This window comes from Acidovorax sp. GBBC 1281, from assembly GCF_028473645.1.
Taxonomy (GTDB): Bacteria; Pseudomonadota; Gammaproteobacteria; order Burkholderiales; family Burkholderiaceae_C; genus Paracidovorax.
The window spans coordinates 790,894-807,353 of sequence record NZ_CP097269.1 but is presented as its reverse complement, the minus strand read 5'-3'; the positions used below and the strand labels follow the sequence as shown (position 1 = coordinate 807,353).

16 protein-coding genes are annotated in these 16,460 nt (G+C 70.3%); 10 read left to right on the top strand and 6 right to left on the bottom strand.

Annotation, left to right across the window (positions count from 1 at the left end):
* Positions 1-26: 26 nt before the first annotated feature.
* The 3 genes from M5C96_RS03690 to M5C96_RS03680 all read left to right on the top strand — a co-directional run bounded on the left by M5C96_RS03690 (position 27) and on the right by M5C96_RS03680 (position 3,139).
* A complete protein-coding gene (locus tag M5C96_RS03690) occupies positions 27-950 on the top strand; it encodes a LysR family transcriptional regulator (protein WP_272567247.1) in 924 nt (307 codons plus the stop codon).
* Between the two features lie 128 nt (positions 951-1,078).
* Positions 1,079-1,759: a DUF4286 family protein gene (locus M5C96_RS03685; protein WP_272567246.1), complete on the top strand. Its 681-nt coding sequence runs from the start codon at positions 1,079-1,081 to the stop codon at positions 1,757-1,759.
* A gap of 69 nt (positions 1,760-1,828) precedes the next feature.
* A complete protein-coding gene (locus M5C96_RS03680) occupies positions 1,829-3,139 on the top strand; it encodes an MFS transporter (protein WP_272567245.1) in 1,311 nt (436 codons plus the stop codon).
* A gap of 42 nt (positions 3,140-3,181) precedes the next feature.
* On the opposite strand, the gene rodA is transcribed toward M5C96_RS03680, so the two are convergent.
* The gene (rodA, locus tag M5C96_RS03675) at positions 3,182-4,345 is read right to left on the bottom strand and encodes a rod shape-determining protein RodA (protein ID WP_272567244.1); all 1,164 of its coding nucleotides are present in this window, start codon (positions 4,343-4,345) and stop codon (positions 3,182-3,184) included.
* Positions 4,346-4,453: 108 nt separating this feature from the next.
* On the opposite strand from rodA, the gene M5C96_RS03670 reads away from it, so the two are divergent.
* Positions 4,454-5,038, top strand: coding sequence for a YqiA/YcfP family alpha/beta fold hydrolase (locus M5C96_RS03670; protein ID WP_272567243.1), 585 nt, complete (start codon positions 4,454-4,456; stop codon positions 5,036-5,038).
* 15 nt (positions 5,039-5,053) lie between these two features.
* Here M5C96_RS03670 and M5C96_RS03665 read toward each other — a convergent pair whose 3' ends face one another.
* A complete protein-coding gene (locus tag M5C96_RS03665) occupies positions 5,054-6,613 on the bottom strand; it encodes a PglL family O-oligosaccharyltransferase (protein ID WP_272567242.1) in 1,560 nt (519 codons plus the stop codon).
* Between the two features lie 83 nt (positions 6,614-6,696).
* Between M5C96_RS03665 and M5C96_RS03660 the strand changes: the two genes are divergently transcribed.
* The 4 genes from M5C96_RS03660 to mtgA all read left to right on the top strand — a co-directional run bounded on the left by M5C96_RS03660 (position 6,697) and on the right by mtgA (position 11,323).
* Entirely contained in the window at positions 6,697-8,787 is a 2,091-nt protein-coding gene (locus tag M5C96_RS03660; RefSeq protein WP_272567240.1) for a ribonuclease catalytic domain-containing protein, read from the top strand.
* Positions 8,784-9,644 carry an energy transducer TonB gene (locus M5C96_RS03655; RefSeq protein WP_272567239.1) on the top strand — a complete coding sequence of 287 codons (861 nt, stop codon included), beginning with the start codon at positions 8,784-8,786 and terminating at the stop codon, positions 9,642-9,644. Before M5C96_RS03660 ends, M5C96_RS03655 begins: the two co-directional genes overlap by 4 nt.
* Before the next feature lie 71 nt (positions 9,645-9,715).
* The gene (gene aroE, locus M5C96_RS03650; protein WP_272567237.1) at positions 9,716-10,567 is read left to right on the top strand and encodes a shikimate dehydrogenase; all 852 of its coding nucleotides are present in this window, start codon (positions 9,716-9,718) and stop codon (positions 10,565-10,567) included.
* Positions 10,568-10,591: 24 nt separating this feature from the next.
* Positions 10,592-11,323, top strand: coding sequence for a monofunctional biosynthetic peptidoglycan transglycosylase (gene mtgA, locus M5C96_RS03645; protein ID WP_272567235.1), 732 nt, complete (start codon positions 10,592-10,594; stop codon positions 11,321-11,323).
* A gap of 57 nt (positions 11,324-11,380) precedes the next feature.
* Here the strand turns inward: mtgA and M5C96_RS03640 are convergent, their stop codons facing one another.
* From M5C96_RS03640 to M5C96_RS03625, 4 genes are all read right to left on the bottom strand, one after another.
* Entirely contained in the window at positions 11,381-12,178 is a 798-nt protein-coding gene (locus M5C96_RS03640; protein ID WP_272567234.1) for an IclR family transcriptional regulator domain-containing protein, read from the bottom strand.
* A gap of 73 nt (positions 12,179-12,251) precedes the next feature.
* Positions 12,252-13,046: an HpcH/HpaI aldolase family protein gene (locus tag M5C96_RS03635; protein ID WP_272567233.1), complete on the bottom strand. Its 795-nt coding sequence runs from the start codon at positions 13,044-13,046 to the stop codon at positions 12,252-12,254.
* Complete coding sequence (locus tag M5C96_RS03630) at positions 13,043-13,402, bottom strand: cupin domain-containing protein (protein WP_272567232.1); 360 nt, start codon at positions 13,400-13,402, stop codon at positions 13,043-13,045. Before M5C96_RS03630 ends, M5C96_RS03635 begins: the two co-directional genes overlap by 4 nt.
* Positions 13,399-14,382 carry a Bug family tripartite tricarboxylate transporter substrate binding protein gene (locus M5C96_RS03625; RefSeq protein ID WP_272567231.1) on the bottom strand — a complete coding sequence of 328 codons (984 nt, stop codon included), beginning with the start codon at positions 14,380-14,382 and terminating at the stop codon, positions 13,399-13,401. The genes M5C96_RS03630 and M5C96_RS03625 overlap by 4 nt, the downstream gene beginning before the upstream one ends.
* Before the next feature lie 210 nt (positions 14,383-14,592).
* Here M5C96_RS03625 and M5C96_RS03620 point away from each other — a divergent pair, with 210 nt between their 5' ends.
* Both M5C96_RS03620 and M5C96_RS03615 read left to right on the top strand, forming a co-directional pair.
* Complete coding sequence (locus M5C96_RS03620) at positions 14,593-15,411, top strand: lysophospholipid acyltransferase family protein (protein ID WP_272567230.1); 819 nt, start codon at positions 14,593-14,595, stop codon at positions 15,409-15,411.
* Between the two features lies 1 nt (position 15,412).
* On the top strand, positions 15,413-16,417 hold the full coding sequence (locus M5C96_RS03615; protein WP_272567229.1) for a phosphatidate cytidylyltransferase: 1,005 nt from the start codon (positions 15,413-15,415) through the stop codon (positions 16,415-16,417).
* Positions 16,418-16,460 lie beyond the last annotated feature (43 nt).

Genomic DNA, 16,460 nt, shown 5'->3' with positions numbered 1-16,460 from the left:
CGCTTGCGGCCAGGGCCCTGCGCGCGATGGACACCCGCTTCGTCGAAGCCTTTCTCTGGATCGCGCGGCTCGGGAGCTTCCGCGCCGCGGCCGAGCGGCTGCACGTGACGCAGGCGGCCATCTCCAACCGCATCGCCTCGCTGGAGGAAGAGATCGGCGCCCGCGTGTTCGAGCGCGACCTGCGGCTCACGCCCGTGGGCCTGCGGCTGCTGGACTATGGCGAGCGCATGCTGGAACTGCAGCGCGAGATGATCGCGCTCGGGCACCCGCAGCAGGAGCTTCTGGGCCTGGTGCGCATCGGCGCGATCGAGAGCGTGGTGCACACCTGGCTGGTGGACTTCCTGGGCACGCTGCAGCGCCTGCACCCGGGCATCGAAGTGCAGCTGACCTCGGAAACCACCCTCGCCCTGCACGAGCGCCTGCAGATCGGCGCGATCGACATCGCGCTGCAGACCGACCCCATGGCCAGCGCCGAGATCGTCAACATGGCCTGCCCGCCGATGGCCATGGGCTGGGTGGGCGCCGGCGCCTCCGCGCCCCAGCCCGACGAAGGCCGCATCGCCCACCTGCTGCTGCAGCCGGTGCTGACCATGAGCCCGGGATCGCAGCCCCACCAGGCGCTCAAGCAGCTGTACCGGCAGGCCAGCATGCCCGTGGGCAAGGTGCATTGCGTGAGTTCGATGGCGGCGATCGTGCGGCTGGTGCAGTCGGGGTTCGGCAACGCGCTGATCCCGCTGCCACCCGTGCGCGAGGAGATCGAGCGCGGCGACCTGCGCGTGATCGCGTGCGACACGCCCCTGCCGCCCCAGCGCATCGTGGTGAGCCATCTGGACGCCAGCGGCTCGGCCGCCATCCGCCGCGCGGCCGAGCTGGCGTGCAGCGAATCCGAGCGCTTCGCTGCCTCGCTGTCCGCACCATTCCGGACGCCGGGCACAGAGGGTGAACCCTGATTTGGTGCAGAAAAAGCATCCGACCCGACAAGTAATTCTGATGGCCGCAGGGCAAAAAAACCCGTTTGTGGCACGCCGATGCGCGGCCGATGATTCCCTGGTCTTTTTGCAAGGAATCGCAAGTGCCCATGGCTTCCCAGAACCTTCCCTCCGCCGCCCCCGGCACCGTGCACGGCATGCTCTTCGTGGCCGCCGATGTCGATGCCGACGACGAGGCGGACTTCAACCAGTGGTATGACCGCGAGCATGTCGAAGAGCGCGTGCGCATCGACGGTTTTCTCTCCGGTGCCCGCTACGTTTCACGGCAGGGTGGCCGAAAGTACCTGGGCCTGTACCGCACGCAGTCGCTCGCTGCCTTCACGTCCGATGCGTACCGCGCCGCGTTCGGCCGGCAAACGCCCTGGTCGGTCACCAACCTGGGCCGCATGCGGGACCCGATGCGCCGCGTGTGCGCGGTGGAGGCCGTCACCGGGTTCGGCGCCGGCAGCCACCTGAGCGTGCTGGCCCTGCCGCCGGCCGATGACCGCGCCGCACTGGTGGCGCGCGCCGTGCAGGCCGGCACCCAGCTCGCGCAGGTGCCCGGCTTCGTGCAGTCGTACCTGCTGGTGCCGGACCCGGTGCTGAGCACGCCCCTGCCCACGGAGCGCACCGAGGGCCGCGTGCTGCAGCCGCTCATGGTGGTGGAAACCGGCCATGCCGACGCGCACCGCGAGGCCCTGGCGCGCGCTGGTGCGCTGCTGCAGGCCGATGCCGTGGCGGCGGCCCAGTACACGCTGGGCTGGAAGCTCACGCGGGCCGACCTGGCCTGATCCCATCTGCCATCCCCGGCCCCTGCGCCCCCGATTTTTCCTTCATCGCCTTTCACCGGAGATCCTCCCATGCGTGCAATTCCCCAGGGCGTCGCCCACGCTCCCCCCGCCGCCCCCAAGATGGGCCGACTTGCCATGGCCAGCTCGGTCGGCACCACGCTCGAGTGGTACGACTTCACGGTCTACAACATCATGGCGGCGCTGGTCTTCAACGCCATCTTCTTTCCGTCCTTCGACCCGCTCACCGGCACCATCCTCGCGTTCTCCACCTATGCCGTGGGCTACATCTCCCGGCCGCTGGGCGGCATGGTGTTCGGCCACCTGGGCGACCGGCTGGGCCGGCGCTTCGTGCTGGTGGCCACGCTGGTGATCATGGGCGTCTCGACCGGGCTGATGGGGCTGCTGCCCACGTACGGCACCTGGGGCATCTGGGCGCCCATCGCCCTGGTGGCGCTGCGCTTCGTGCAGGGCGTGGCGCTCGGCGGCGAATGGGCCGGCGCGGTGCTGCTGTCGATGGAGCACGGCAAGCCCACCGAGCGCGGGCGCAACGCCTCGTTCACGCAGGTCGGCCCGTCGTGCGGCACGCTGATCGGCACCGGCTTCATCGCCCTGGTCTCGGCCTGGCTGAGCCCCGAAGACTTCCAGGCCTGGGGCTGGCGCATTCCCTTCGTCTCCAGCGTGGCGCTGGTGCTGTTCGGCCTGTGGCTGCGCCGCGGCGTCGACGAGACGCCGGTGTTCCGCGAAATGGAGGCCCACCAGGCCACGGCCAAGACGCCCATCAAGGAGGTGTTCTCGCAGCACTGGCGGCGCCTGCTGGTGGCCGGCGGATCGCGCATCGGCTCGGACGTGCTGTATGCGCTGGTCGTGGTGTTCACCCTGACCTACGTGACCACGGTGCTGCACCTGTCGCGCCCGCTGGCGCTCACCGCCACCATGATCGGCGCGGCGTGCAACGCCCTCGCGGTGCCATGGTTCGGCGCGCTGTCGGACCGCATCGGCCGGCGCCCGGTGTACATCGCCGGCGCGCTGCTGGGCATTGCCTGGGCCTTCGTGTTCTTCGTGCTGATGGACCGGGCGCAGCCGCTCGCCATCTGCGCGGCGGTGGTCGGCGGCCTGCTGATCCACGCCATGATGTACGGCCCGCAGGCCGCCTTCGTGACCGAGCAGTTTCCCAACCGGGTGCGCTATGCCGGCGCCTCGCTGGCCTACACGCTGGCGGGCATCCTGGGTGGCGGCTTCGCGCCGCTCATCATCGCCTCGCTGTTCAAGTCGTACGGCTCCACCGTAGCGGTGTCGCTCTACGTGACGGCCGCGCTGGGCCTCACGCTGGTGGCCCTGCTGGTCGCCCGCGAGACCGCGCACGAGCCGCTGCAGGCCTGAGCCGCCCGGCCCCTCACGAAGCCGGCCGCCTGGCCGGCTTTTTCATGTGCGCTCGTTCAGCGGAATGCGCTGCGCCCGCGCGATGGACATCAGCACGCCCAGCGCCAGCCCCAGCGTGACCATGGCGGTGCCACCGTAGCTCACGAAGGGCAGCGGCACGCCCACCACGGGCAGGATGCCGCTCACCATGCCCATGTTCACGAAAGCGTAGGTGAAGAAGATCATCGACACCGCGCCGGCCATCAGGCGCGAGAACAGCGTGGTGGCCCCGACCGCGATGGCCAGGCCCCGCCACACCAGCATCAGGAAGCACACGATCAGGAACAGGTTGCCGGCCAGGCCGAACTCCTCGGAGAACGCGGCGAAGATGAAGTCGGTCGTGCGCTCGGGAATGAACTCCAGGTGCGTCTGCGTCCCGGCCATGAAACCCTTGCCCCAGAAGCCCCCCGAGCCGATGGCGATCATGCCCTGGATGATGTGAAAGCCCTTGCCCAGCGGATCGCGCGTGGGGTCCAGCAGGGTGCAGATGCGCTGCTGCTGGTAGTCGTGCAGCACGGGCCAGCGCACCCCGTCGGCGCACAGCTGGGGCTCGAACCACACGATGAGGGCGATGCCGATGCCCCCGATCAGCACGGGCGGCAGCACCAGCTTCCATGGCAGGCCGGCGAAGAAAATCACCGACAGCCCGGCCGCCAGCACCAGCAGCGAGGTGCCCAGGTCGGGCTGCTTCATGATGAGCCCCACCGGCACCGCCAGCAGCGCACCGGCCACCACGAAGTCCAGCGGCCGCAGCTGGCCCTCGCGCCGCTGGAACCACCAGGCCAGCATGAGCGGCATGGCGATCTTGAGCAGTTCGCTGGGCTGGATGACCAGCCCCAGGTTGATCCAGCGCTGCGCGCCCTTCTTGGTGATGCCGAACAGCGCCACCGCCACCAGCAGCGCCACCCCCACCGTGTACAGCGGCACGGCCATCGCCATCAGCCGCTGGGGCGGCACCTGCGCCACCACGAACAGGATGCCGGCGGCCAGCAGCATGTTGCGGCCATGGTCGTAAAAGCGCGTGCCGTGGTCGTAGCCCGAGGAATACATGGCCACCAGCCCGGTCGATGCCAGCATCAACAGCACCAGGATGAGCAGCCAGTCGAAGCCACGGAACAAGGGCAGGACGCGCTGCAGCAGGGAGGGTTTGTCGAAGACGGCGGACATGGGGCGCGATTATCCGGCCGGCCGAAGGCACCGCCGTCCCGGCACAATCGAAGGCCCCCGGCACTGCCGCACCATTGCCTGCATCGCTCCACGCCGCGCCCCCCCACCATGCCCACCACCCACCTGCTCTACCTGCACGGCTTTCGCTCCTCGCCCCAGTCGGCCAAGGCCCGGCAGATGGCGGCGCACGTGGCCGCCCACCATCCGGGCGTGCATTTCTGGTGCCCGCAGTTGCCGCCCTCGCCCCGGGCGGCCATGGGCCTCGTGGCGCAGGGCATCGCGGACTGGCCGCAGGGGACGATGGCGGTGGTGGGCTCCTCGCTCGGCGGGTTCTACGCGAGTTGGGTGGCGCAGCAGACCCGCTGCCCGAGCGTGCTGCTGAACCCCGCCGTGGACCCGGCGCGGGACCTGGAACGCTACATCGGCGAGCAGACCGCATGGCACGACCCGGCCGAACGCTTTTTCTTCCGCCCCGAATACATCGCCGAGCTGCGCGCGCTGGACATGCGGGGCCGGCCCCCGGCCGGCCCGGAGCTGGCCGTCATCGCCAAGGGCGACGAGCTGCTGGACTGGCGCGAAATGGCGGGCCGCTATGCCGCCGCGCAGGTGGTCCTGCTGGGGGGAGGCGACCATGCCTTGAGCGACTTTCCCGCGCACATCGGCACGGTGGCGCGGTTCTGCGGCCTGGCCTGAGGGGCGGTCAGGGCATCAAGGCAGCGGGGCGGAGGCTGCGGCGGCCGGGTGGCTGGCCGCCCAGCGCGCGTACTCCTGCGGATAGGCGATGCGGTAGCGCACCGTGTGGAAATCCACCTCGTCCGTGCGCCCGAGCAATGCCGCGCTGGCCAGCACCGCCTCGATGACGCGGGGCTCGGGCGAGTAGTGCAGCAGCCGGGTGGCCCGGGTGTGGACGTCGGCCGCGTTCTGCGCGGTCACGGGTGTCGTCGTCACGGTGGCGAAATCGGCCGTGCCGCGGAAGAAGGCGATATCGCCCAGCACCTTGCGGGCGGTGTCTTCGCGGTAGGCCGGGTCGCGGTCGGGCACGGCGCGGTAGAGCTGGCTGACCCGTTCGTAGTCGCGCACCAGCAGCCCCCCGAAGGCCAACGCAGCACCCCCGGCCAGCGCGGCGGCGGCGATCCAGGCCGGCCCGGGCCGCCAGGGCCGCGCCGGGCGCACGAGCAGCAGCAACGCGAACCCCGTGGCCAGCTGGAACGGCCCGTACCAGAGCGGAAACTCCAGCAGGCTGTGCACGCCCACGATGGCCAGCACGCCCCAGGCCAGCTGGCGCACCGGATCGGTCTCGCGCCAGGGGGCCAGGCGCCACACGCCCCAGAGCGCCAGCAGGCACAGCCCGCCCGCCACGGGCAGGCCCAACTCGACGGCCAGGTGCAGCGGCAGGTTGTGGGCGTTGTCCAGCAGCACGCAAAAGCGCTCGCCCGGGAACAGCGTGCTGTAGTGGGCATAGGCCATCTCGCCCCAGCCCCAGCCGGTCCAGGGCTTTTGCGCGATCAGGTGGAGCATGTTGGACCACAGCACGGTGCGGCTGACGCAGCCTTGGCCCTCGTCCGCGAGCCGCTGGAACAGCCCGTCCATCGACACGCCCGCCCAGCGCTCCAGCATCCAGGGCAGCGCCCAGGCCGCCAGCGCGTACAGCAGCCCCCCCGTGGCGGCGAAGGCCAGGGGCAGGCCGCCCAGGGAGCGGCGCCAGAGCACCAGCAGCCCGAGCATCACGCCCCATTCGAGGATGCCGGTGCGCGAGGCGGTGGCCGCATCCGCCGTGCTGATGAGCATCAGCGCCCAGGCGGCCAGCACGCCCGCGGCCACGGGCCGCCACGGCTGGCGGGTGCCGGGCAGCGCCGCCTGCAGGCGGCCCACCATCCAGGCCAGGGCCCAGGCGCCCATGCCCAGCAGCGAGGCCTGCTGGTTGCGCTGGCGCAGGTTGCCCAGCGCCAGCCCCGGCGTGGAGGGGTAGATCCACGGCGCCGCGCCCACGTCGCCCCAGAAGAACTGCACCAGCCCCACCCCGGAGGCCAACACCGCCGCCAGCACCAGCCCGCCCGCCAGCACCCAGGCGGCCCCGCGGCGCAGCCCGCCCCGGGCCGGCGGCACCCGGGCCGCGCCGATCGCCAGGCCCGCCAGCACAAGGGCGCACGCGCCCGACACCATCAGCGGCCAGAAATTGGACAGCGGCGCCTGGGTGTGCGCGAACAGGAACGGCAGCGCCACGGCCACGGTGGCCAGCGCGGCGGCGAAAGCGTTGAACAAAGGCATGGGGCGGTTGGCCGAGGCAAAGGGCCGATCATAGGCAGGGCCGCCCGTTCGGCCCCTCGGGCGCCCATGGGACAATCCCGCCCATGCATGCATTGTTTGAAGAAGCCGGCAAATTTCTCGCCGGACGCATCCTTTCCGAGGCCGAAAGCTCCGCCCAGATCGAGCTCGACTCGGGCAAACGGGTGAAGGTCAAGGCCGCCCACCTGCTGATCCGGTTCGAAAAACCCGCCCCGGCCGAGATGCTCGCCCAGGCGCAGGCCGTGGCCGCGTCGATCGAGCTCGACCTGGCCTGGGAGTTCGCCCCCGAGGACGAATTCGGCTTCGCCGACCTGGCGCGGGACTATTTTTCCGAGAACGCCACCCTCGTCCAGCAGGCCGGCGCGCTGTTCGCGCTGTACGAGGCGCCGCACTACTTCCGCCGCGCGGGCAAGGGCCGCTTCAAGAAGGCGCCGGCCGAGATCCTGCAGCAGGCGCTGGCCGCCATCGAGAAAAAGAAGCTCGTGCTGCAGCAGATCGCCGACTGGGCCGAGCAGCTCGGCCGGGGCGAGTGCCCGCAGCCCATCCGCGAGCAACTCTACAAGATCCTGTTCCGGCCCGACAAGAACGCGCCCGAGTACAAGGCCGTGGTGGAGGCCAGCCGCGCCACCCACCTGCCGCCGCTCGATCTGCTGCAACGGGCCGGCGCCATCGACTCGGCCTACCAGTTCCACTGGAAGCGCTTCCTGTTCGACAACTTTCCCAAGGGCACCGGCTTTGCGGCCATCACCGCGCCGCAGCCGCCCGACGACCTGCCGCTGGCGCCCGTGCAGGCCTATTCCATCGACGACTCCCAGACGACCGAGATCGACGATGCGCTGTCGGTGCAGGGCCTGGGCACCGGCACCGTGGTGTTGGGCATCCACATCGCGGCGCCGGGCCTGGCCATCGTGCCGGGCACGCCGCTCGACCAGCTGGGGCGCAACCGCCTGTCCACGGTGTACATGCCCGGCTACAAGATCACCATGCTGCCCGACGAGGTGGTGAAGATCTACACGCTGGACGAAGGCCGCGCCAACCCGGCCGTGTCGCTCTACGTGACCATCGACGAGGCCACGCTCGAAGTCACCGGCACCGAAACCAAGCTGGAACGCGTGCCCGTGGCGGCCAACCTGCGCCACGACCAGCTGGACCACATCGTCACCGAAGCCTGGCTGACCGACCCCACGGTGCAGGCCCCGGAAGCCCCCCAGCGCTTGCTGGAGCTGCGCGGGCAGCTATCGTTTCTGTACCGCCTGGCCCAAAGCCTCAAGGCCCAGCGCGAGGTGGTGCGCGGCAAGCCCGAGACCTTCAACCGGCCGGACTACAACTTCCGCCTCACCGGCAACGACGGCGCCGAGCCGCAGGGCCGCGAGACCGTCTCGATCACCACGCGCCGGCGCGGCGCCCCGCTGGACCTGATCGTGGCCGAGGCCGCCATCGTGGCCAACAGCACCTGGGGTGGCCTGCTGGCCGACCACGGCGTGCCCGGCATCTACCGCAGCCAGGCCAGCCTGGCGCCCGGCGTGAAGGTGCGCATGGGCACCAAGGCGCTGCCGCACGCGGGCATCGGCGTCAAGAGCTACGCCTGGGCGACCTCGCCGCTGCGCCGCTACGTGGACCTGGTGAACCAGTGGCAGATCATCGCGTGCGTGCGCCACGGCAAGACCGCCGCGCTGGCCGCGCCGTTCAAGCCCAAGGACGCGGACCTGTTCTCCGTCATCAGCAGCTTCGATGCGGCCTACAGCGCCTACAACGGCTACCAGGCCGGCATGGAGCGCTTCTGGACGCTGCAGTACCTGCAGCAAAACGAGATCACCGAGATCGAGGCCACCGTGTTCAAGGAAGGCCCCGGGGGGAGCTTCCTCGTGCGGGCCGACACGCTGCCACTGGTGCTGCCGGTGCTGGGCGCGCAGAACCTGCCGCGCGGCGCGCGGGTGCGCGTCAAGCTCGGTGAGATCGACGAGATCACGCTCGACGTGAACGGCACGGTGCTGGAGCGACTGGACAGCCCCGCCGACAGCGCCGAGGCCGCGCCGCAGGGCGACGAGGCGGGCGAGGACGACGAAGAGGCCGTGGCCGGCCCCATCGCCATCGCGGTGGACGTGAACGAAACCGAGGCCGGCGCCAGCGCCAGCACGGATAATCGGGCGCCGTGAAACTGCCCGCCTTCTTCCAACGATTCAGCACGCTGCAGCTGGCGCTCGGCGTGTCCATCGCCGTGCATGCGGTGCTGCTGTCGGTGCGGTTCATCGACCCCGAGAGCTTCAACCGCGTCTTCCAGGACACGCCGCTGGAAGTGATCCTGGTCAACGCCAAGTCCAGCGAGCGGCCGGACAAGGCCCAGGCGATCGCGCAGTCGTCGCTGGCCGGCGGCGGCGAGGCCGCCAAGGGCCGCGCGACCAGCCCCCTGCCCTACTCGGCCCTGACAGCGGTGGGCGACGATTTCGAGGAGGCCCAGCGCAAGCTCGACGCCATGCAGGAGCAGCAAAGCCAGCTGCTGGCCCAGTTGCGCAAGCAGCTGGCCACCCTGCCGGTGCCCGACCCGCGCCAGCCCAGCCAGAGCGCCGACGCGCTGGCGCAGGAGGAAAAGCGCCGCCAGCTCATCAAGCTGCTGGCCGAGATCGAAAAGCGCATCAACGAAGAGAACGCCCGCCCCAAGAAGCGCTACATCAGCCCCGCCACGCGCGAGGAGGTCTACGCGATCTACTACGACGGGCTGCGCCGCAAGATCGAGGACAAGGGCACCGACAACTTTCCCGAACAGGGCGGCAAGAAGCTCTACGGCGAACTGACGATGATCGTGACCGTCAACCACGACGGCACGGTGCTGGAGACCGAGATCGTGCAGGGCTCGGGCAACCGCCTGCTCGACAACCGCGCCCAGGCCATCGCCCGCTCGGCCGGGCCGTTCGGCGTGTTCGGCCCCGCCATGCGGGCCAAGGCCGACCAGATCGCTGTGGTTTCGCGCTTCAAGTTCACGCGCGACCAGACGCTGGAAACCAGCGTGCGCTGACGCCGCGCCCCCCTTCGCCGTACGTCCTGCGCCGTACTTTTCTTGCCGCTTTTCTTCCGCACGACACCCCGATGACTTCGCCCGTGGATTCCTACTGCGTGATGGGCAACCCGGTCGAGCACAGCCGCTCGCCCTGGATCCATGCGCGCTTCGCCGAACTCACCGGCGAGCGCCTGTCGTATGCCCGCCGGCTGGTGCCGCTGGACGGCTTCCCGCAGGCCCTGGCCGACTTCGCCGCGGCGGGCGGGCGCGGCTGCAACGTGACCGTACCCTTCAAGCTCGACGCGGCGCGGCTGGCCGCCCAGGGCAGCGAGCGGGTGCGGCTGGCCGGCGCGGCCAACACCCTCACCTTCGGCGACGACGGCCGCATCGCCGCCGACAACACCGACGGCCTGGGCCTGGTGGCCGACATCGTGCGCAACGCCGGCGTGCCCCTGGCGGGCAGCGACGTGCTGCTGGTGGGCGCGGGCGGCGCGGCGGCCGGGGCGCTGGGGCCGCTGCTGCACGAACGGCCGCGCCGCATCGTGGTGGTCAACCGCACCGCGGCCCGCGCCCAGGCGCTGGTGCAGGCGCACGCCGATCTCGCTTTGCTACAAAAAACAGAGCTAAACGCCCTAGAAGATCATGCGCTGGAGGCCGATTTTGATGTGATCGTCAACGCCACCGCCAGCAGCCTGGGCGGCGGCGGCATTCCGGTGCCGGCCCACGTGCTGCGGGCCGGCAGCCTGGCCTACGACATGATGTATGGCCCCGCCGCGCAGGGGTTCCTGGACTGGGCCGGCCGCCACGGCGCGGTGCCGCGCGACGGGCTGGGCATGCTGGTGGAGCAGGCGGCCGAGGCGTTCGCCCTGTGGCGCGGCGTGCGCCCGCCCGCGGCCCAGGTGCTGGCCGAGCTGCGCGCCGCCATGGCCGCCGGCCACTGACCCGCCCTGGAGAGAGACCGCGCCATGAAAGGCTTGCTGCGTTGGATCGGGCTGGTGCTGCTGGCCTTCGTGGCGCTGCAGGTGTTCTTCGTCGGCCGCATCGCGGCCATGGTGGCGATCGACCCCGAATCCACCGCCTTCCAGCGCTCGGAGGCCTGGGGCCAGGTCGCCCACGGCTCGCTGCAATGGCGCCAGCAGTGGGTGCCTTACGGCCAGATCGCCGACACCCTCAAGCGCGCGGTGATCGCCTCGGAGGACGACGGCTTCGTCAACCACGACGGCGTGGACTGGAACGCGATCGAAAAGGCCTGGGAGCGCAACGCCCGCGCCGAGGCCCAGGCCGCCAAGCGCCAGGAGCTGCAGCCCGACCGACCGGTGCGCACCGCGAAGATCCGCGGCGGCTCCACCATCACCCAGCAACTGGCCAAGAACCTGCTGCTGTCGGGCGAACGGACGCTGCTGCGCAAGGGGCAGGAGTTCGTGCTCACGCTGGCGCTGGAGCAGCTGCTGAGCAAGCAGCGCATCCTGGAGATCTACCTCAACAGCGTGGAATGGGGCGACGGCGTGTTCGGGGCCGAGGCCGCCGCGCAGCACTACTTTCGCAAGAGCGCCTCGAAGCTCAGCGCGGCCGAGGCCGCCCGGCTGGCGGTGATGCTGCCGCAGCCCAAGCGCTTCGAGAAGGCGCCGGGCTCGGCCTACCTCTCCGGCCGTACGCGCGTGATCCTGGGACGCATGGGCTCGGCGGAACTGCCCTGAAACGGCCGTGGGGACGAGCGGGGCGGTGGCGGCACCACCCCTGCCAAAGCGGACAGGTCAGACGTGCGGGCCGTTCAGCGCCTCGCCCAACTGGCCGGGCATGATGGCCGCCTCTTCCCCGATGCGGTCCGCCGTGGCCTGCACCAGGGGCAGGAAGCGCTTGAGCATGCGCTCGTCCATCTGGCTGGCGAACGTGGAATACACCAGCGTGCCGCGCAGCACCCCGCCGCCGAACACCGGCACGGCGAAGGCCGTGCTCTCGGCATTGCTGCGCGCGTGGCGGATGGCATAGCCCTGGCGCCGCGTCTGCTGCACGATCTTGCGCATCGCCCACAGGTCGGTGATCTTCTGGCTTTCGTCGCCATTCAGGTTGGCCGACTCCACCAGGATGCGGCGCTCGGCCCGGCTGCAGAACGACAGGTAGGTGCGGCCCAGCGCGGACGGGATCAGCTCGTAGCGGCGCCCCAGGCTGGAGGGCCGGATCGCGTACGGGCTGTAGGGCATGGTGCAGAACACCACGCGGATCTGGTGCCCTTCGATCACCCCCAGGGACAGCGGCCACTTGATCTGGCGCGTGGTGGCGATCATCAGCGGCGCGGCCACTTCGGCCAGGCGCAGCTTTTCGTTGATGCCGCTGCTCAGGTTGCCCACGGCGAGCGTGAGCTGGTATTGCCCATAGGCGTGCGGATCGCTGCGCACGTATTTCTCGGACTCCAGTGTGCTCAGCAGGCGGTGCAGGGTCGATTTGGCCAGGCCGGTGCGCTGATGCAACTCCTGCAGGCTCCAGGTGGAGCGCTCATTCATCACGCGAAGGATGAGCAGCGCTCGCTGCACGGAACGGACTTCGGTACTCATGTTTCTCTCTCGGTCTCGGGTTGGGCAGTATGGCGCACGCCATACACCCCGCGCAATATGTAGTACCAGGGAGTCAGGCGGCGATGGATTCCAGCGCGCCCGCCATGGCCTGCCGTGCCGCAGCGCGCAAAAGCGCCTGGTCGGAGCCCACGACGAAGAAAGCGATGCCCAGCGCCCGCAGGCCGGCCACCTGCGCGGCATCGGACACGAAGCACCCCACGGCGCACTGCGCGGCACGCCCGGCGGCGCACACCCGGGCGATGGCCTCGGCCACGCGCGGGTCGCCCGGGCTGTCGGCCCCCATGGACACGGCCAGGTCGGCCGGCCCGATGAACAGGCAGTCGACGCCCGGCACGGCCGCGATCTCCCGCGCCTGCGCCACGGCCTCGCCGCTTTCGATCTGCACGATCACCGCGGTGTGCGCATCGCTCAGCCGCAGGTGGTCGGCCATGCTCCGCTGGCCGTAGCCGCCGGCGCGCGGCGAGGCCGAATAGCCCCGGGTGCCGCCGTAGCGTGCCGCACGCACGACTTCGAGCGCTATGGCGGCGGAGTCCACGTGCGGCACCATCACCCCGGCCGCGCCCATGTCCAGCGCCTGCTGGATGGCCGCGCCGCGCGGATAGGGCACGCGCACCAGCACCGGCAGGGCGCACGCGCGTGCCGCGAGCAGGCTGCGGTCCAGGCTCTCCGGCCCGAAGGGCGCATGCTCGGCGTCGAGCACCAGGGTATCCAGGCCCGTCGCGGCGAGCACCTCCACCGTCTGGTGCGAGGTGGTCTTCACGAACGTGGCGAACAGGAAATCGCCCGCCACCAGCCGCTCGCGCAGGGACGGGGCCTCATCGACGGCGCCGGGGCGGGCCGCCGTCATGCCAGGTATTCCGGGCGCGCGGGGGTGAAGACGTCGAGATTGAGCACCGGCTCGTCGCCCACCACGATGCCGTGGTGCATGGCGTTGGGGGGCACCACCAGCAGGCTTCCCGGGCCCAGGCGCACCACCTGGCCTTCCACGTAGAAGTCGATCTGGCCCGCCAGGATGTACACCACCTGCTCATGGGGATGGGAATGCGGGCGCGGCTCGTGCCCCGGCAGCAGCCGGTGCAGCGCGAGCGTGACGTGCTCGCTGCCGAACGCCTTGCGCTCGATGCCGTGGCGCACGGGCTTCCATTCCATGGCATTCCAATCGACGCTGTTCAGCGCCATGGGCAGGGGGTGTGGGGCGTTCATTCGGAGGAAATTCCCAGCGACTTGATGGTGGAAGACCACAGCCGGTAGTCAGCCTGCAGGATCTCGCGCAATTGAACCGGGTCCACGGGCGCCCGCACCATGCCCAGGCCCTTGAGCCGCTCGGCGACCTCGGGCAGGCCGGTCACCCGGTTGATCTCGTGGTTGATGAGGGCGCGGCGCGCCACATCCAGCCCCTTGGGCGCGAACACGCCGTACCAGTTGGTGACCTCGAAGCCCTTGAGCGTCTCGGCCGCGCTGGGCACATCGGGCAGCAGGTCGGAGCGGGTCTTTTCGGTAACGGCGATCAGGCGCACCTTGCCGGCCTGCGCATGCGGCAGCAGCAGCGAGGCGCCGCCAGCGAACATCTGGCATTCGCCCTGCAGCAACGCGGCGACGGCCGGGCCGCCGCCCTTGTAGGGCACGTGCACGATGTCCAGTTGCGCCGTCTTGGCCAGCAGCGCGAGCGTGAGGTGGTTGTGGGTGCCGATGCCGCCCGAGGCGTAGTTGAGCTTGCCCGGGTTGGCGCGGATGTAGGCCAGCAGTTCGGGGAAAGTGCGCGCCGGCACGCTGGGCGAGACGGCGATGACGTTGATCGCGTAGGCCAGCATGGCCACGGTGTCGAAATCGTTCATCGGATCGAACGCCAACTGCTTGTACAGGCTGCCGTTCATGGCATGCGTGGACATGGCGCCGATCTCGAGGGTGTAGCCGTCGGCCGGGGACCGGGCCACCAGCGCGGCGCCCAGGTTGCCGCCCGCGCCGGCCATGTTTTCCACCACCATCGGCTGGCCGCTGGCGGGGAACAGGTGCTTGGACAGCAGCCGCCCGAGGATGTCGGTCGAGCCACCCGGCGCGAACGGCACGATCAGGCGCACGGGGTGGGTGGGAAAGTCGGCGCCGGCCTGCGCCCTCGCCAGCATGGGCAAGGCGCCCGAGGCACCCAGAACCAGGGCCTGGCGGCGTGTGGTCGAAACGTTCATGGAGAAACTCCCTGCTTTTTTAGCGGAATCGCCGCGGTGAAGCGGTACGGACAGTCTAGAAGTGGCCTCGCGAAAGGGAAGCGCGAACTTGGAAAATTCCACTTCGCAGAACGAATCTTCCCGGTGCGCGGCCGGCCCGTGGCGGGGCCCCGCCGGCCCACGGTGCAGGCCGGCGCGGCCCCTTTGCCACGCCCCCGTATCATCGCCGCCATGCTTTCCAAGTTGATGAGCCTTTTCCTCCTCGGGCTGGTGCGATTTCTCACCGGTTCCCAGGCCCGCTGGTACGGCTGCCCGCCCAAGGCCGAGCAACGCATCTATTTCGCCAACCACCAGAGCCACGCCGACCTGGTGATGATCTGGGCCGCGCTGCCGCAGGAGTTGCGCAGCATCACCCGCCCCATCGCCGCCAAGGACTACTGGACCAAGACGCCCTTTCGGCACTGGATCACCTCGGCGGTGTTCAACGCCGTGTACGTGGACCGCCAGTCGGGCACGTCTGCCGCGGCGCCAGCGGCGGCGCCCGGCGCCGAAACGGCCGCCCTGGACCCCGCCCCGCCGGCCCCGGTGGACGGCCAAACCGCCCTGAACGCGGCCTACATTCCGCAGAGCGGATCTCCGCTGGAAGCCCCGGTCCCGGCACCCCATGAAGCGGCCGCCGAATCCGCGCTGCCGACGCCCGAAGCCCTGCGCGCCGCGCTCGCGCCCGACGACCCGCTGGCCCCGCTGGTGCAGGCGCTGTCCAGCGGCGATTCGATCGTGATCTTTCCCGAGGGCACGCGCGGCCACGGCGACGAGCCCCAGCCCTTCAAGTCGGGCCTGTACAAGCTGGCGCTGATGTTCCCGCAGGCGGTGCTGGTGCCGGCCTGGATCCACAACGTGCAGCGCGTGATGCCCAAGGGCGAAGTGGTGCCCGTGCCCATCCTGTGCTCGGTGACCTTCGGCGCCCCGATCCAGGTCGAGCCCGGCGAGGAGCGCCGCCCGTTCCTGGACCGCGCGCGCCGCGCCGTCATCGCGCTGCGGGAGGTCTGAGATGAACGATTTCCTTCGCAACCTCACCACCACGCAGCAGATCGGCGCGCTCTTCGTCGCGATGTTTGGCCTGCTCTCGCTGGTCACCCTCTACGCCTTCTTCCAGACGCTGCGCGAGGCGCGCGGCACCGGCGTGCAGGACCAGGCCGAGCACGAGGCGCACCAGCAGGAATGGCGGCGCTTCTGGAGCCTGCTCAAGACCTCTTGGTTCATGGCCACCGTGTTCTGGGTGGGCTGGGCCCTGGGCGATACCGTGGCCACGGTGCTCTTCGCCATCGTGGCGTTCTTCGCGCTGCGCGAGTTCATCACCCTCTCGCCCACGCGCCGGGGCGACCACCGCAGCCTGGTGCTGGCCTTCTTCGTGGTGCTGCCGCTGCAGTTCATCCTCGTGGGCACGCGCAAGTTCGACCTGTTCACGGTGTTCATCCCGGTGTACGTCTTTCTCGCGCTGCCAGTGGCCAGCGCGCTCGCCAACGACCCCGAGCGCTTCCTGGAGCGCAACGCCAAGCTGCAGTGGGGGATCATGGTGTGCGTGTACGGCATGAGCCATGTGCCCGCGCTGCTGCTGCTCGACTTTCCGGGCTACGAGGGCAAGGGCGCCTTCCTGGTGTTCTTCCTGGTCGTGGTGGTGCAGGCCGGCGTGATCGCCCAGCACCTGCTGGGCCGCCGGTTCCCCCACAAGCCGGTGGCGCCGCAGGTGAGCCAGAGCTTCCAGTGGCTGAGCTGGGCCAGCGGCGTGGCGGTGGGCGGCGTGGCCGGGGTCATGCTGTCGTTCATCACGCCGTTCAAGCCGGGGCAGGCGCTGGGCATGGCCCTGCTGGCGTGCCTGGCGGGCAGCCTGGGCCACCTGGTGATGAAGGCGCTCAAGCGCGACCGCGGCATCACCAGCTGGGGCATGCAGGGCCAGTCGGTCACGGGCGCGGGCGGGTTGCTTGACCGGGTGGACGCGCTGTGCTTTGCGGCGCCGGTGTTCTTCCACTCCGTGCGCTGGTACTTCGGCTTGTAGGCGAAATCGGCCCCATGCCCTAGAACTTATTGCCCTCGATGCT

What these genes read in the sequence shown, in the direction of transcription:
- M5C96_RS03685 (WP_272567246.1), top strand. Translation starts at nt 1,079, where the DNA reads ATGGCTTCCCAGAACCTTCCCTCCGCCGCCCCCGGCACCGTGCACGGC.
- M5C96_RS03615 (WP_272567229.1), top strand. Translation starts at nt 15,413, where the DNA reads ATGAACGATTTCCTTCGCAACCTCACCACCACGCAGCAGATCGGCGCG.
- M5C96_RS03630 (WP_272567232.1), bottom strand. Translation starts at nt 13,402, where the DNA reads ATGAACGCCCCACACCCCCTGCCCATGGCGCTGAACAGCGTCGATTGG.
- M5C96_RS03670 (WP_272567243.1), top strand. Translation starts at nt 4,454, where the DNA reads ATGCCCACCACCCACCTGCTCTACCTGCACGGCTTTCGCTCCTCGCCC.
- M5C96_RS03635 (WP_272567233.1), bottom strand. Translation starts at nt 13,046, where the DNA reads ATGACGGCGGCCCGCCCCGGCGCCGTCGATGAGGCCCCGTCCCTGCGC.
- aroE (WP_272567237.1), top strand. Translation starts at nt 9,716, where the DNA reads ATGACTTCGCCCGTGGATTCCTACTGCGTGATGGGCAACCCGGTCGAG.
- rodA (WP_272567244.1), bottom strand. Translation starts at nt 4,345, where the DNA reads ATGTCCGCCGTCTTCGACAAACCCTCCCTGCTGCAGCGCGTCCTGCCC.
- M5C96_RS03690 (WP_272567247.1), top strand. Translation starts at nt 27, where the DNA reads ATGGACACCCGCTTCGTCGAAGCCTTTCTCTGGATCGCGCGGCTCGGG.
- M5C96_RS03620 (WP_272567230.1), top strand. Translation starts at nt 14,593, where the DNA reads ATGCTTTCCAAGTTGATGAGCCTTTTCCTCCTCGGGCTGGTGCGATTT.
- M5C96_RS03640 (WP_272567234.1), bottom strand. Translation starts at nt 12,178, where the DNA reads ATGAGTACCGAAGTCCGTTCCGTGCAGCGAGCGCTGCTCATCCTTCGC.
- M5C96_RS03665 (WP_272567242.1), bottom strand. Translation starts at nt 6,613, where the DNA reads ATGCCTTTGTTCAACGCTTTCGCCGCCGCGCTGGCCACCGTGGCCGTG.
- M5C96_RS03660 (WP_272567240.1), top strand. Translation starts at nt 6,697, where the DNA reads ATGCATGCATTGTTTGAAGAAGCCGGCAAATTTCTCGCCGGACGCATC.
- M5C96_RS03625 (WP_272567231.1), bottom strand. Translation starts at nt 14,382, where the DNA reads ATGAACGTTTCGACCACACGCCGCCAGGCCCTGGTTCTGGGTGCCTCG.
- mtgA (WP_272567235.1), top strand. Translation starts at nt 10,592, where the DNA reads ATGAAAGGCTTGCTGCGTTGGATCGGGCTGGTGCTGCTGGCCTTCGTG.
- M5C96_RS03680 (WP_272567245.1), top strand. Translation starts at nt 1,829, where the DNA reads ATGCGTGCAATTCCCCAGGGCGTCGCCCACGCTCCCCCCGCCGCCCCC.